This window comes from Bradyrhizobium sp. 132 (assembly GCF_023074185.1).
GTDB lineage: Bacteria > Pseudomonadota > Alphaproteobacteria > Rhizobiales > Xanthobacteraceae > Bradyrhizobium.
Genome location: NZ_JADPKY010000053.1, coordinates 67,870 through 83,243, shown reverse-complemented (window position 1 = coordinate 83,243; position 15,374 = coordinate 67,870). Strand labels below are relative to the sequence as shown.

Below are 15,374 nucleotides of genomic sequence, written 5' to 3'. Positions count from 1 at the left end.
GCGGAGGGTTGGCTCTATGTGGCCGCAGTCGTTGATCTGTTCTCGCGGCGGGTGGTCGGCTGGTCAATGAGTACAGCAATGACGGCACAGCTCGTCACCGATGCCCTGGTGATGGCGATCTGGCGACGAGGCAAGCCGGACGCGCTGTTGCATCATTCCGATCGCGGCAGCCAAGGCGGATTCAAACGGTCGTCGCAACACCAGGAGTTTGGAGGTTGCGATGAACGTTGTAAGGCGCAGATCGGCGCGGTCAGGACGAGCCCCATTGCCGTCGCCAGGACGGCCCTCTGTTGCGGGGCGCGATGAACAGAATAAATTTTGGCGGGCGATTGCCGCTGGGTTAAGCAGCGAAGATGCTGCACTCGAAGCCGGATTGTCACAACCTGTCGGAAGCAGATTATTCCGAAAGGCGGGCGGCATGCCACCAGCGATGTTCAGATCTTCGGCAAAGGCTCTCTCCGGGCGGTATCTCTCGTTGAATGAGCGCGAGGAGATCGCACTTCTCAAGGTGCAGGGCCATTCCATACAGGAGATTGGACGTCGCCTGGGGCGGGCTGCTTCCACAGTCTCCCGTGAACTGCGGCGCAACGCGGCCACTCGCGGCGGCGGGTTGGGGTATCGGGCAATAACTGCCCAATGGCATGCGGATCGATCCGCCCGCCGGCCTAAGCCGACCAAGCTTGCGCTCAATGCAACCTTGCGCACTTATGTGGAGGAAAGACTTGCTGGCGGCGTCGTAGCCCCGACCGGCGCTCCCGTTCCTGGTCCCGCCGTTCCGTGGAAGGGGCGGCGGCATGGCCCGCGCAAGGATCGGCGATGGGCCAAAGCCTGGAGCCCTGAGCAGATTGCCCGACGCTTGCCGATCGACTTCCCGGACGACAAGACGATGCGCATCAGCCACGAAGCTATCTATCAAGCCCTCTTCGTTCAGGGCCGTGGCGCGCTACGCCGCGAGCTGACGGCCTGCTTGCGAACAGGGCGTGTGTTACGGATGCCCAGAGCGCGCGTACGCAGGCGAGGCAAGGGCTTTGTCTCGCCGGAGATCATGATCAGCGAGCGCCCTGCTGAAGCTGCCGATCGAGCAGTGCCGGGACATTGGGAGGGAGACCTCATCCTCGGTGTTGGCAGCTCAGCAATCGGCACGCTAGTCGAGCGCACGACGCGCTTTACGATGCTCTTGCACCTTCCACGGTTGGCGGGGCATGGCGAAGCTCCGCGCGTGAAAAACGGACCAGCCCTTGCGGGACATGGGGCCGAAGCCGTGCGCGACGCGATCACGCGCACCATCATCACTTTGCCCGAAGAGCTGCGCCGTTCGCTAACCTGGGATCAGGGAGCCGAAATGGCTCAGCACGATCGTCTCAAGATCGATGCGGGTATCCAGGTCTACTTCTGCGACCCGCAAAGCCCATGGCAGCGCGGCACTAACGAGAACACCAACGGGTTGCTGCGGCAGTACTTCCCGAAAGGCACGGACCTGAGCATCCACAGCGCCGAGGAGATATCCGCTGTGGCAGCGGCCCTCAATGCCCGACCGCGGCAAACACTAGGTTGGAAAACGCCGGCGGAGGCGCTTGACGATCTTCTGTTATGAGTGAAAGTAACTGGTGTTGCGACGACCGTTTGAATCCGCCCAATACACCAGCGAACAGTTCCAGAGGCTGATGGCCGATCACGGCGTGGTCTGCTCGATGAGCCGGTCAGGCAATGTCTGGGACAACGCTGCAATGGAGAGCTTCTTCTCGTCCTTGAAGACCGAGCGAACAGCGCGCAAAGTGTACCGGTCACGCAACGAGGCCAAGGCCGACGTGTTCGACTACATCGAGCGCTTCTACAATCCGAAGCGAAGGCATTCGACGATCGGATATCTGAGCCCTATGGAGTTCGAACGGAAGGTCGGATTAGCTTAAGCCGGTGTCAACAGAACCGGGTGCAGCTCATTGCTCCAATACGTTCTGAAGAGGCGCGCTTAGCGTGTCGAGAGAGCGGCCACCTATCTTGAAGTCGACATAGATCTCGTTGTCCTTAGAGGCCGGGACTTCGACTTCCGCGGTTGCCGACACTCCGTTTGTCGTTTCGACCTCTTTCTTGATGGTCGCATGCAGGCCGCCTAGCGCATCGCTAATTGTCACCGTTACAATGCTTCCAACTTTGAGCGAATCCGCCGATCCGGTTAACACGTGCTTGCCATTGAGCACGATAGGTAACTCACGCGATATTTGCGCTTCCAGCTTCAGCTTTATGGTGCGCTTGCTCTTTTGTGTAACGTCGATTGAGAGGCCGGTGAGCAAGTCGACATCCGCATCCTGGAGGTACGCCTCTAACATCCGCTGCACGCGAGGCTCGTCGCCTTTGCTCTTGCCGTAGTCGGGAATGCGCGACTGGTCCAGCTTGTGGTCCTTGTCCTTTAGGGTGGCTATGGCATATGCCGCCGCCCAGCGGACGTCAGGCGCCTCGTCGAAAAGTGCATCAACAAAAGCCTTCTCGATGGCACGAACCCGCTTAGCCCGGCCCGGCTTTTCGGATGACTGCGCACGAACGACGCCGACGTGCGCCAGCATCGACCGGACCGCGGCGAGGCGGCCCGGTACGTCCCCCTCCTCGAGATCAACAAACGCACTCAACAGTTCGTTCTCCGACCCTACGACTGTATCAGACGACAGCACGTAGTCGTTTAAATTTGGTTCGATATAGCGGCCCGGTTTAGGTACCTCTTTAGGTAGCGGCTTTTTGATTGCATCCCGAACCCGTATCCAAGCATGCTTTGGGCCAGGAACAGCTCCGCACACTTTTATGACGCCATGGAATGTATCTACTTCCACGACGCGCAGGCTTAAGGCGGTTACCCGCTCGCCGCCCATCTGCCCCGGCATCTTCTTGTTTTTCCAAGTTTTTCCGGGATCTTGGCGACCGCCTGTCGAGCCGATCGATCGATGGGAAATAGATACTCCGTGGGTGGCACGCAAACCCCCGAACCCGTGCTTTTTCATGCCTCCTTGGAAGCCTTTGCCAATTGTAGTGCCGGTGACGTCGACAAATTGACCCACCACGAAGTGATCGGCCGTGATTTCCGCCCCTACCGGGATAAGGGCGTCCTCCGACACACGGAATTCTTCCAAATGTCCCTTCGGTTCGACCTTCGCGACGGCGAACTGCCCGCGCAAGGCCTTCGGCATGTTAACCGTCTTGCGAGTTCCCGCCCCCAATTGCATGGCGACATAGCCATTCTTCTCCTCCGTGCGGTGCCCAAGAACTTGGCAGTTCGGCAGTCGCAAAATGGTAACCGGAACCACATTGCCGCTGGCGTCAAAGACCCGCGACATCCCCTCTTTAACAGCTAACACCCCGGTCCTCACGCTGCCGCTCCTTCCCCAGTAAGGTCGGTCCAGACGTCGCCGAACGCAGTCCAAAACAGAGCGGTTGGATTCGATTTCACTTGCAGGATATGCCTGCGCGCGAAAAGCAACGAAAGGCCGATCCCCTGCCCGCCCATGACGTTCTGAAAAAACTGATCCGATAGCTGTTCCGAAAGCAGATGATCGACCTTTCCAATTGGCGCGACCACGACGGCTGCACCGTTGTGGTGCATTTTTTCGGCCAGACTCGGCGCGGGAGACAGGGCGTTATACGCCGCGTAATCGACATCAAGGAACACCAGCAAGTGGTCGTGACCACGTAGCTTCAAGTTTGTAGTGTCCGCAAACCGCCACTCGAAACGGTCCCAGATTCTGATATCTACCGAATAGCTTGGCCGCGGAGTTCGCCAAAGTCCGCAGGTGAATAGAAAGCTATCGACGGGCTGAAGGAGAAAAGTTCGAAGACGGTCGAGCATCTGCGGGCGAACGGAAGCGGCGGCCGTCAGTTGGGGCAGTGCTTGGACGCTTATGTGGGGGCGAGAAGAAAACCAAGCCGAAGAAATATGCCGGGATGATTTGTTATCCTTCCAATCATCGTAGATCACGCCGACGTCTAACTTCCCTGTACCTGTTTGCTTGCCGCCCTCGCTTTGGTAGGGACGGTAGCTACCGTCACTCCGCGATGGTGAATGCAGCGGTGGAGCGATTCTCGGCAGAAGATACAGCTGCCCTAGAAAGCCGAGCGGATTGTAACGCTCTGTGGCGGGTTTGATGTAGACGAATTCCCAGGGAACGCGCACGGCCGTCGAACGCACACTAACTGCACCGTCCTCTCCCGCATGATCGTGAAGAATCTTGATGAACTCTTCTTTGTCCTCGTCCGCGATCAGCGCATCGAAAAGCTCGGATCCTCTCTTTGCGACCTGATCGAGAAGCTCGGCCTTCTTTTCGTCGGACAGACTATCAAACCTTAATTGCTCAAAGTCGCTGCCTCCGACAAAGTCCAATATGTCGTTAGAGTGCCTTCTGATTTCGTCATGTTTGGCCGGAGCATAAAAGTCTATGTCGTCCTTATCGTCGAAAACGAGAGAAGTGATCAGATCGCCGTTGGCGATCGAGTTGCGAATGCAGACGGGCCGCCGGCCACTGTAATGAACGCGATTTATTTTCATTATACTGCTACACGGGATTTTGAGAGAGAGGTTCTGACCACCAGCGGCGAACCACTAGAAAAGTGAAACTCGACGTCAACGGCGCCATTGCCGGGACGTCGGGCGGCGACATGGAAATATCCAGGCTCACCAATCGAACGCTCGATGCGGGTGGGAACCACTTCGCAGGAAGTACTGTATGCCCGCAGTTCACAAATCCCGTCCTTAATCCCTGCTTTGCCGGAAATGCCGAGACGAACTGCCAGCTCCGAGTCAAGGACGGCGCGAACTTCGAAATCGATTAACGAGGTGCCTAACGGTCGCGCGCCAACCATCGGCTGAAGTTTTGCCGATGGCACACCTCTGATCCATGCACACAGTTGCGCTTCCGGTATCGCCGGCAGCGGTAATTCGTCACGATAACCTCCGCCGCGCGCGGTACCCCTCATCGACTCGTTTACGGTCAGTCGTTGAGCGAGCATCGGTACCGCACGATATCCGGCGCGATACCACGAAGGCTGTTCCTTAGCGGAATCACCGAAAAGATCAGGAAACTCGCCGGTTTGACGGAACACCCGATGCGGCCGCCGCGCCATTCGCGTTGCCCCAAGCTGCGAGAAGCGGTCTGTCCATTCCAGATACTCTCGCCTGTCCACTCCGGATTGTGCCATCCAACGCGCGTCGATCCGCTCAAGCTCGACCAGCGCGACGAGCAGCGGATCCGCATCTCGCGGCAGGAGTTCCAATATCGCGCGGCATCTCTGCTCACGAACTTCGGGAAGATCACGCGTAGAGTGGTGACGCAGAGTCGCTAATGCCCGCTCGAGCGGGGTACTCAATGTTGGCGGCGTCCAATTGCTTATTCCGCCATCGCCCAAAAACAGCCCAATCACGTCACAGGTAGGTTCCCGAGCGACGACGTTTCTGCTGATAAAAATAAAGCGTCGGATCGATTCCAGCACGGAGCCTCCGTCAACTCCGACAGGCCCGAACGCCAAGAACGAGCCGTCCGAGCGATGCAAAAGAATGACGTCTTGAGGAAGGACCACCGGCCTGCCGTCGCGCCCATCCACGATTGCATGGGCTCGCTGCCGAAAGCGCGCGGCGACAGCCTCTTCAAAACGAGATTCGCATGCAAGGAGCCAGACGTACGACACCGGTTCAGGCACTCGCTCAGCGAATGGCAAGCCCAACTGCACCTGACAATCTCCCGGCGAAGCTGCGATTCGTGGTTGCGAGTCTCGCACGGGCAGCACGACCCGCGGCTCGTTTTCCCGCAATCCACAGCAAAATTGATCGGCAGCCAAGGACATGTTCAGACACGCATATCGGACGCATCGCGCACTTCCGCGACGATGGACGTTCTGGTTCGCTGCTCCTCGTTAGAGAAGCCGTCGAAATCGCGCAGTTGCCCGAAGGAAAGGCCTGTCATCTTCTCAATGGAGCGCACGCTCCGTTGATAGGTCTTGAAGGCTCCAAAGACCGCTTCGAGCTCCTTCAGTTCTTGCACCTGATCAATCGTGTAAGCGGTCGAGGACGGCCTACCTGCATTGGACACGAACGAGATCACCTTCCAGTACGCCACTGGTATCTTTGCCCCGCGATAAAGACGGTCATTGTCTCGGAAGATCGGGCCGCTAAATACGTTCACTTTGGCTTCCTGAGCCTTCGTATTCTTGAGGATGTAGTCTTCCAGGCTCAGCCATGTCTGTTGATTGAAATGTGAAGCCTGCGGCGTACAATTCGTAAAATGGAATGTATCGTAGTTTGCAGTCTCAGCCGTCTCTCCCCAATTGGGATCTTCCCTGCGGACCAGATGGCCACGATCGAGGATATTGTCGACGTATAGGTCTTCGCCAATTTGGGCTTCGTCCGGGATGCGCCCGTCGTAGAACCATTTATCCGGCGGACTGCGGACCACCTTGACGGCTGCCTCGCCGTCGATATTGACGCCTACGAACATCGGCATCCGTCGCGACTTCGACATCACCACCGAGAAGTGTTCGTAATCCAGGCGACTTTCCGCGTTACCTTCGATTTCCAGCATATCCCCTCTTAGTCTGGCAGCATCCGGGAGCGGGATCGCAAAACCAAGGAAGTTGGCGTTGTATCCCGTTCGACCTTCGAACCGCTCGGGAGGAGAGCGCCTGACCCTGCGGGCGCCCTCCAACTCAGCTGCCTCGAGGCCGGGATCACCGGCGCGAGGCGCCACGAACTTTAAGTCGGAAAGAAAGGGACGCGCCTCCAGATTGAACTTCATCGTCTTCCCCTCACGCGAGCATTATTGCTGGGCTTTGGCTGTTTTCCGGTGAGCAAGAGCGAGTCGTACTTTTCCATGAGTTGCGACATCACTCGTACTCTCTCTAGGGCCAAACCGTGAAAGCTGGTGACAAAGCTTTTCAGGAGGCCGCAAACATCGACAAACTCGACAAGGCGGAGCAACAAGAAATCAGCCTGGCGGGCTTTTTGCAGTTCGGAGAGCAGTCGCTCCGGGCGCATATCAGCAGGCCACATTCGGCGCTCGCGTGATAACCGTTCAAGCACGTCGCCTAACTGCCCCGGGGCATATCGCACGACATCGATTAGCGCGGCTCGGATGGGATCATAGAGCTCGGGCGTTCGACCACGAACGAAAGCACGCAGCTGGCTGTTTTCCAAAATCTCGGGGTGCGGGCGAACCGGTTGATTTGAATTGTACATCTCACTGAGCGCGAGATAGCGATGGACGTCGCTTTTCTGAAGAACGAGCATTTGAACCCTTGCTTCTTCAGAAAACTCGAACGGACCAGATCCTCTTTCCGCTGATGACCACCCTTCGTCTGAGAACGCCTGGCTGAGCGACATTGGAAGTACAGGATCGATATCCAACGCAACCAGGTCCAGCGCGATCATTCTCATGCCGTCAAGATCAAGCATATCGCCCGAAGTCAACCACGGTCGGTTTCTACGCGATTGGAACAGCGAAACGTCGCACGCTGCTATGCGAGCAATGGCGATCAAAGGAACGTAGTCAACCCAACCCGGGCGTATGTCGAGATCGCGCAGTTGCCACTGCTCGACCACTGTTCTCCCGCTCCCCAAGGCGAGGTGCGCGCAAGCCCACTTCCACGTCCAATGAGTAGTCAGGCGTTGAACCATCGAAGACGGCAGTCTACCAATCATCTGCCGCGATAAGCTCTCCATCGAAGGCGCCGCAAGCCTCGTCGCCTCCAGAAAGTCCGCTGATTTGAATGCGACGTCGACACGAGCGGCCAAATCAGCATCGTCGAAGATATCCTCGAGCGTCGCTTGTCGACGGATTGAAGGGGAACTAGGGGCGCCCGGCGCTTCGGTCGGGACGCCGTAAGTTTCGATGCGCTGCGGCGCGGAGGCGCTCGGTGGCTTGGAGGCGCGGATGACACCCGCTTTCGATCGCTTGTTTAAGTTGCGGACTTCGACGTCCCGCTTCTGGGGTTCGGGTAGCGCGGCCTCTTCCTCGGAAGTCAAAGACTGTTCATCTTTCAGCAGAATTGCGCGTGCGGCAGGAGGCATCGCGTGAACGTCCTCCCGTCCAATATGGAGTACCCTTCGCGCGAGCGCCTCATCCGAAGCGATCGCGGAAACGTCCCCGTAGAATGCTCGATAGTAGGCAGCCATGGCGGGCGACTCCGGCTCTTGCACCCGAGATGGCTCCTCGTACCATTCCGCGGCCCTTTGCTGCACAAAACGTACCCGAATATGCAGATCCGATGGCTCACCGTCTGGTGTTCGCGTCGTACCGCAAAGCATCGGCAGCATAAGCCGACGCAGACTCGTTACGTGCCGGACCTCATTTGGCCCGTAAGAGTCGACCAACCACGCTTCCTTGGACAACGCGCGTAGAAGATCCCTGGCTCGGTCAATGTCGATATTGCCGAGCCCGCAAGGTCCGGCGAGCACATCGCGAATGAGTTCAGCAGTAACCGTCTTAAGCGCAAGACCAGGGTGGGCGAGTTGGCAGATCTGCTCTTTCGGTATCGTTCTTCTGTCGTTCGGCCCTCTGGATACTATGTGGTCCTTAATTCTATACAGGAACCTCGAGTACAGGACTCTCATTGCCTCGACAGTTCCGTATAACGTCGCGCCCCCCATATCGCGAGCGATCTCGTCGATCTCTTGGCTGCTCTTTTGTGCCGCAAATTTGATTAGCACGATGAGGAAAAGTGGATACCACCTGATCTTGGACTCCGAAATGAGCTCAATCCACTGCTCATTGAATTTGTTCTCCGTGTCCCTTACTCGCAAAAAGTCTCCGGTCTCCTGTGGAGAGAACGGTCCGAGTTCGAGGTGACCACAGAACCAAGCTGGCAGCCTCCGGGGTTCGCCTACGAATGGTTGGATGCGCCCCGCAACAATAGCCCTGACGGTCTTGAACGCCGGCGACCCATTTTCAGTTTGAAGGTCCATGAGCCGGTCTATCCAGGATAGGACCAGCCCGAACGGCTCACGCTCAAGTTCCTCGTCGGCCAGTCCCATTTCAGAGGAAACAATCAGTTCCTCAAATGTATCGACGACCAGAAGGAGGTCATGCCGAACCGTCTGACGACCGAGGGTGTCACCGAGCCGCTCAAGTAGGATGTCCGCGGACTTGAGGTCGCTATTGGTTTCAGAAGCGACGCGAAGCGCGTCGCGTCTGAGTCCGTCCATCTCACCGTCCAGTTCGGTCCGCGCGCGTCCAATTTGGCGCGTCAGTTCCGCCGTCCATTCTTTCTCCGCGCCCAGCGCCAGATTTGGCCGATCATAGTCGAGCAGTACCGTAATTGGGCCGCTCCAATCGTCCTTCCGCACCGTTCTTACCAGTTCGGCCACCAGCGCCGACTTTCCACTCCCCCCAATCCCGGTGAGGAGAAGCGGCCGCAACCAATCCAACTTCTTTGGATCAGCGATAATGGTGTCAAGTTCAATTGAGCTTTCGACGTTTCCATTGGCAGCGTAAGCCGTGAGTAGTCCTAGCTCGTGAGTTCGTCCAACCAACTTCGGCGCGACGTGACGTAACCTTTGCTCATCATCCATCCTGGCGAGCTTCCAACGAGGATCCGACTTGCCGCTGGGTGAAGGCTTCTTACGTGCCCGATTTACGAAGTCCTGAGCTCCAGCAAGGTCCTGTAGCTCGGACCTCGATAGCTGCTGGTCCTCAAGGGATTTCTCGTAGTCTTCGTTCTCTCTGAGGAGTGCGATGAGATAATGTGAGAAGCGCTCGCTAGGATGGGGTTTCGCTTCTTGAACAAGAGTTTCAAAGTCCGTGCGCGCAATCGCTCGTTCCAACGCGTCGTGCCGCGCTCTTGCCGTCAATTTCCAATACATTCTATCTTCGAACACAACTTCCTGAACATGATCAACGATCCTGTCCAGGATGCGCTCGCCCATGTCGCCGCTCTGGGCCAACTCCAGCAACTCCAGCGGATCGAAGACGCCGACAAGCGCGGCGCGGGCCAGCACCTCGTCGGTCTTTTCTCGGAGACGCTGGTCGGTGTGGGCTGTCATGTCGTGGTCGACGGCATAAAGATATCATTTACGATTTTGGCGATGGCAGCACTCCTGCTCATAGCCCCCTCTTGGCGTTCCCGCGTCCGCTTTTCGCGCTCGCGCTCGGCTTGTTTCTCTTCTTCGGTAAGCATCTCTCGGTCAGCGAGCATGGTCGCGATGCGACCAAGGCTGAGCAGCATGCGGTCGGGATCTGCACTGAGTCTGTTACGGATCCAGGCAATGACGTCTTCGATATTCAGGTGATCCTTTAGTGGATCAACCGATTTGGAGTTGACGCTTTTAAGGGCCGGCATGTCCGGATCGGACATGCCAATCAGAACGAGACGCAACTTCTGTCGCGTAGCTATCTCCGGATAGAGCTTTTCGAGAAATACCCTCGTCGACGTGTCGCTGATCTGGTGCCGGTCCATTTCGTCGATCGCAATCCAGATCGTGTCCCGCGCTGCGTCCTCTTCCATTACGTTTGCTACATCGCGGGCAAGTGTCGCGATCGAATCGTTGATCTCAGTCGATTCTCCGGCACCAGCGAACTGACTCGGTGAAGTCAATTTTCTTGAGAGATTATTTCCGACGCTGATCCTATCTAGAAACAGCTGCGCCGTCGAATACGCATTGTCCTTAATATCCGATGCGTTGATGGTAATGAGTCGATGCCAGCCTGGCGCAAGGGCATCATCAAGAATTTCGTACGAGAACGATTTACCGATTTGACTGAGAGGCTTGCGATCCAAGCCATAGTGAATCTGAACGACAATAATCTTGGGGCCGCCTGGCGTCTGGGCGGCAGCAATTGCTTCCTGCAAACTGTAACGACCGATAAGTGCCTTTCCACTTCTCTGGAGCGTGCAGCGCGGAGCGCTCAAGCTACCCATGCGCGCCTTAATCGTCTCCTGGGCTCTCTGCATGATTTTCGTCAGCGGAATTGCCACGTTCGTCGCGTGCCGTTCGACCTTGCCCTTGGTTCTCTTTTCTGATTGGTAGACGAACTGATGCAGAGCAGTAGGCTTCATGTCGTAGGTGAGACAAGGTCCGCCCGACGATCCGCGTATCGTGTTCGCCGTATGTAGAACCCGATCGCCGCTGGCTGCGATGCCATTGAACTTCGGCACAGGGCTGCTGGATTCGAACTCGCCGGGCGAGAAGCGCATGCTGAAATTTCCGGGATGATGCGATACGATCATCTTCCCCGCAGCCTCGCGAGGGATCTCATTCACGAGGTTGTAGTATGGTCGATCAAAGCCTGCCGGCTTGTTCAGCTCGATCACTACAAAATCTAGGTAGGTATCAAGCTGCTTGGGCTTCCAATTGCCCAACCTCTCCTCTGGATCTGCACTAAGTCGGCTACCCACCACGAGCCAGTCTTCCGTGACGCCATACGTCCACTTGTTTCCAATTTGGCTCGCCCTGACTTCGTAGTCGAACTCGACCGAAAGACGAGAAGACAGCCGCCTATCCGGATCGCCGGGCCAATCGGGCTCGCCCTGGGGCCCCTCTAGGCCAGCCTCGAACGTTACGAGCGAACTAATGACATGCCAGCATGTGAGCACCAGCCTCGGCCCTATCAGCAGGCCGGTCCCAGTTTCAAGTGATCCCTCCGAGAGCTTGACGGTGAGCTTGCAGGTGTTCCTTGCGAGCCTCGGCATTCCCTCTTTGATTGTGCCCGCATCGGTCATGGGCGTAAAATCATCGAGGATCTTCTGAAGCGTGGCCCGGTACGTTTCTTCTCCCTCTTCGTCATCCAGCAGGTCTGAGGCTTCGACTTCTGTTGCCGACGACGTGAACAGCCGCTCCGAATACGTCTTAACGAATGAAGCTAGGAATCCGTTACGTTCTGCTTCCTCCAAAACGGCCTCGAAGTCCGCACGATTTAGGCCGGGTCCCAACGCCAGGGGTGCGCCCTTTTGACGAAGTGCCGTGATCGTCATAAAGCGCCTGGCGGCCTCGTAATTTGCCGCAAATTCGTCGTAGCACTTCTTGAAGATATCTCGCGACGCAGTGACCTGTTGGGCGAGCTTAGATGGAGTAAGAGCGGTTTTGCCTCCGTTCGGCATTTCAGGCTGTCCATCCCAATCGCTCAAGGATCGCGGCTGGCACCTGACCGGATGCAAGCACAGCCGCAAGAGAATGGGCGTAGTTCGCCGTTAGATTTCGTCCAGCAAAATGCAGACCAAGGATCGGGAAAAAATCGACAAGTTGCGAGACGCACGAGCCGGAGCATCCGGCGAGCGTCGTCGAGTCGTGCGAGAAGACCCAACGATAAGATCGATCGTCGTCTAGGCTGCCAGCGACATCTTCAATGCGTCCCGGCGCCAAGTATTTCCGCCCGTAGTCGAGGCCAAAGATTTCACCGAGCCGTTTAGCAATGTCGTCGCGAACTTCGTGGGTTTCGGGATCTTCGAGAGCCGATATGTCCGGCCTCGCAGGATAGCCTACGACGATGAGCTCAACTTTGCTTTCGCCGACATCTCTGTCACCGACTTGAGATATCTTTGTAGGAAAACTCGATTTTCCGTTGCTGGTCTCGACCTCAAACAAGGCCATGTCCAGGTGAGCAAAATTCACCTCGCGCCCTATTGTATCGCTGCCAGCGAACACCAACGACTTTATCTGGAACTTTTTTGCAGAGCCCAGGCCGCGGTCGTCGAAATTGATGGTGGCGTTGCCTTGCACAATCCAAGTAGACGCCCTGCTTCCGCGGATCTCGTCCGCGATGGCTTCCGCCACGTGACGGTTCGTCATAATCAGACCTTCACCGACGACGAAGCCTGTCCCGACATGCTCGCCGTCCAGATCGACGCGACCGACTCTTTCGAAAAGCGCCTGCAGACCCTTCGGGTCGACCTTGAAGGTGTCTTCCCATTCGGTCGCCGCCAACGCGGCCGGATCGATCGTTCCGTCTGTAACCTTCAAGGCGGGTCGTCCGGTTAATCGGACAAGCGCCTCTATGTCTGCGCGCTCGGTCCAGATCAGATTGTGCCCGCCTGCTCCCTGAGCCTTCTTGAGCAGTTTTTCACTTCGATTGAACAGGTCGCGCCGTCGAGACATGCTTTCGGGCGTGGCGTCGGGACGACCATCCATTTTCTTGATGGCGCTGTCGAGCCGATCCTGTATCTCTTGTGCACTCCTTCCTCGAAGTGGAGGCTCTGCGCTGACTCCGGGCCGCACGATGCGACGTCGCGGCAAGAGCGTTCGAAATGTGCTTTTGGGGTCTGGTTGCCGATCGAGTGGGGCGATCAGTTCTGGAGCATGCTCTAACCGCATCAGCACCCGTTGAAGTACGGGGGGTGCGTTAGCACTGAGCCCCGACGTCGGCTTCGGCCGAATGCGTGACTCGACGAGGCCCGCTTTTGTCGGATCCGACCGGCGTTGCTCATCCGCGGCCAAGAAGCTCGCTTCGGCACCGTATCTTGCCCAATCGAACCCATCGAGTTTTGCACGCGACGCTGCAAGTTCGAACACCGACACCGTGTCTCGTTCTTCATCTGACAAGCCAGTCGGCGCTGCGGCTTCGACCGTCGCAGGGGGGGACGGAATTTCGGCAAGGGGTAACTGCAGGAGCAACTGCGCATCGACGATCCCCGCACCGTAGAGATTCGTGTTCCAGCCCGTAGGTTTGCGAGCAGTCCGCCGTAACGCCGTGCGAAACAGTTCCTGAACGTGGACATTGCGGCGCTTCGCTTCGGAACGAACACGGTCCCGGCCAAAGTGGGAAAGCCAAATTGCGGCCACGCCAGCCGTCAGCGCCGTAGCAAAGGACGTGCCCTGGCCACCGGCAACAACCCCAGTTCCGTTGTCTTCAGGGGTACGACGGGCGACGAAGACGTTCTCAGCTGGAGCCGAGACGTCAACGGCCGAACCGCGGCTCGTGCCCTTCCATGGCACGTCGTCGGCATTCACGCCAGCAAGTGCTATGGAACTGCAGTCGGACGCGGGATAAACCACGAAGCCAACGCAATTTCCGGACGCAACCACCACGATGCAGCCGGCGGCGACCGCCTTTTCGAGTGCCGCAGCAATCGAAGGGCTATAAATTCCGCCGAGACTCATCGAGATGACGTCGGCATTGACCGATACTGCGTGCAAGATTGCACGAGCTACCGGAGCACCATCGAAAATCTTAACATCCTCGATGCACCTGATGGGAATGACTTTGGCCAGAGGGGCCGCGCCGATGATCTTCCCCTGTAGCCTGCTGGCCACAACGCTGGAAGTTGCCGTACCATGGCCCGGATTGGCAGTCCCGGCGCGTAGCGGATCTTTAGGATCCGTGCCTCCTTCGAGCACGTTCGCGGCTCGCTCGAGGTCAAACATCCCCTGCTCCAACTCGGGATGCGTAGCAATGCCCGTGTCGGGCTGAGCAACGAGAATGCCATCACCCTTGCCGTTCTCCAGAGTCCAAGCCAGGTTTGCCTTGATCGCGTTGGGAGCCCAGTGCATGTCCTCCGGTGCAGCGGCATCTGACCAGCAGAATGCATTCGTGATTGCCGACTCAGGCGCACCATCACGCAGAAAGCGTGCATCGGGCTCGGCATAGAGGGTTGATCCTATGTCAGGCACGCTGGATACAAGGCCGAGCTTACCGCAAAGGAAATCGGCCGCAGCAAAAAGCCTGGGCGGCGCAATGGTCCGTGGCACACCCGGGAATTGAAGCACGAGAAACTTTGGCAGTTGCTCATCTAACGGACGAAGATCGAACTTATCCGACCCAAGAATGGATGTGAGTTGTACTCTGGCCTCTGCCAGGTCCGGCTCACTCGGAAATTCCAGAACGAACCTGATGATATGCATCGGAAGGCCATCGACCGTGCCATGTGCCTGCCGCGCAATCTCCCTGAGAACTGTCTCTGAAATAGAGACGCTGGTGCCTTCCGCTGCCATTTTCTCCTCGACAATTATTGGTTACCGGCTGCAGGCGCCGGCAAAAAGCCCACTTGAAAATGCGATGTGGAACGGAGCAATCACCGACCGTTTCAACCATCAATTGAAACGCAAAATCAATCAATTGTCCATTGCTATCTCGAATGTTTTTTTCCCGTAAAATCGCTTCACGCGGGCCTCCGTTGCCCATCTCGGGCAGCATGATTGACCGTTCGGGATCAGCCGGAGGCGCACGCGTTGACATGTTGGGTCAGGTGGCGCCTTCGAATTGGAGCCCTGGCGCGTATTTTTGTCTGAAATTTGGACTGTTGGCCGACATTAAAGGTTCGCTATCCGCGCTCGTCCGATCGGCCGGTACGTGTTTGGACCAGCCACTTGAGTTCGACCTGCACCGCACCTTCCGTAAGAACGTCGAGATTGCGATGGAGCACGACGACATCATGCCTGCCGGGAAGAGATAGCATTCGGCGAGCCGCAGTCTTCA

General features: G+C 57.3%; 8 protein-coding genes and 3 pseudogenes. 4 read left to right on the top strand and 7 right to left on the bottom strand.

All coding sequences use genetic code 11. From position 1 onward, the window contains the following. The 3 genes and pseudogenes from IVA74_RS09295 to IVA74_RS09285 form a co-directional block, all read left to right on the top strand. Window positions 1–174 (top strand): annotated as a pseudogene (locus IVA74_RS09295) (DDE-type integrase/transposase/recombinase); the annotation flags it as partial. Between the two features lie 46 nt (window positions 175–220). Then, window positions 221–1,594 carry an IS30 family transposase gene (locus IVA74_RS09290; RefSeq protein WP_247341981.1) on the top strand — a complete coding sequence of 458 codons (1,374 nt, stop codon included), beginning with the start codon at window positions 221–223 and terminating at the stop codon, window positions 1,592–1,594. A 37-nt stretch (window positions 1,595–1,631) separates the two neighbouring features. Next, a pseudogene (locus IVA74_RS09285) lies at window positions 1,632–1,910 on the top strand (IS3 family transposase); the annotation flags it as partial. Window positions 1,911–2,690: 780 nt separating this feature from the next. Here IVA74_RS09285 and rplC read toward each other — a convergent pair. The 7 genes and pseudogenes from rplC to IVA74_RS09250 form a co-directional block, all read right to left on the bottom strand. Further along, window positions 2,691–3,356 (bottom strand): annotated as a pseudogene (gene rplC / locus IVA74_RS09280) (50S ribosomal protein L3); the annotation flags it as partial. Beyond that, complete coding sequence (locus IVA74_RS09275) at window positions 3,353–4,528, bottom strand: hypothetical protein (protein WP_247341979.1); 1,176 nt, start codon at window positions 4,526–4,528, stop codon at window positions 3,353–3,355. The gene IVA74_RS09275 and the pseudogene rplC, both read right to left, overlap by 4 nt. Next, entirely contained in the window at window positions 4,528–5,469 is a 942-nt protein-coding gene (locus tag IVA74_RS09270) for a hypothetical protein (protein WP_247341976.1), read from the bottom strand. The genes IVA74_RS09275 and IVA74_RS09270 overlap by 1 nt, the downstream gene beginning before the upstream one ends. A gap of 353 nt (window positions 5,470–5,822) precedes the next feature. Further along, the gene (locus IVA74_RS09265) at window positions 5,823–6,767 is read right to left on the bottom strand and encodes a DNA/RNA non-specific endonuclease (protein ID WP_247341973.1); all 945 of its coding nucleotides are present in this window, start codon (window positions 6,765–6,767) and stop codon (window positions 5,823–5,825) included. Continuing rightward, a complete protein-coding gene (locus tag IVA74_RS09260) occupies window positions 6,764–10,009 on the bottom strand; it encodes an ATP-binding protein (protein ID WP_247341970.1) in 3,246 nt (1,081 codons plus the stop codon). Before IVA74_RS09260 ends, IVA74_RS09265 begins: the two co-directional genes overlap by 4 nt. Further along, window positions 10,006–12,063 (bottom strand): trypsin-like peptidase domain-containing protein, encoded by a 2,058-nt coding sequence (locus IVA74_RS09255; RefSeq protein WP_247341967.1) that lies wholly within the window; start codon window positions 12,061–12,063, stop codon window positions 10,006–10,008. Before IVA74_RS09255 ends, IVA74_RS09260 begins: the two co-directional genes overlap by 4 nt. Before the next feature lies 1 nt (window position 12,064). Continuing rightward, window positions 12,065–14,890 (bottom strand): S8 family serine peptidase, encoded by a 2,826-nt coding sequence (locus IVA74_RS09250; protein WP_247341965.1) that lies wholly within the window; start codon window positions 14,888–14,890, stop codon window positions 12,065–12,067. On the opposite strand from IVA74_RS09250, the gene IVA74_RS09245 reads away from it, so the two are divergent. Then, a complete protein-coding gene (locus IVA74_RS09245) occupies window positions 14,874–15,050 on the top strand; it encodes a hypothetical protein (RefSeq protein ID WP_247341962.1) in 177 nt (58 codons plus the stop codon). The genes IVA74_RS09250 and IVA74_RS09245 overlap by 17 nt on opposite strands. The last annotated feature ends 324 nt before the right edge of the window (window positions 15,051–15,374 follow it).

Excerpts from the sequence above, each read along its gene's own strand:
- IVA74_RS09290 (WP_247341981.1), top strand. The coding sequence starts at position 221 with ATGAACGTTGTAAGGCGCAGATCGGCGCGGTCAGGACGAGCCCCATTG.
- IVA74_RS09275 (WP_247341979.1), bottom strand. The coding sequence starts at position 4,528 with ATGAAAATAAATCGCGTTCATTACAGTGGCCGGCGGCCCGTCTGCATT.
- IVA74_RS09265 (WP_247341973.1), bottom strand. The coding sequence starts at position 6,767 with ATGAAGTTCAATCTGGAGGCGCGTCCCTTTCTTTCCGACTTAAAGTTC.
- IVA74_RS09260 (WP_247341970.1), bottom strand. The coding sequence starts at position 10,009 with ATGACAGCCCACACCGACCAGCGTCTCCGAGAAAAGACCGACGAGGTG.
- IVA74_RS09255 (WP_247341967.1), bottom strand. The coding sequence starts at position 12,063 with ATGCCGAACGGAGGCAAAACCGCTCTTACTCCATCTAAGCTCGCCCAA.
- IVA74_RS09250 (WP_247341965.1), bottom strand. The coding sequence starts at position 14,890 with ATGGCAGCGGAAGGCACCAGCGTCTCTATTTCAGAGACAGTTCTCAGG.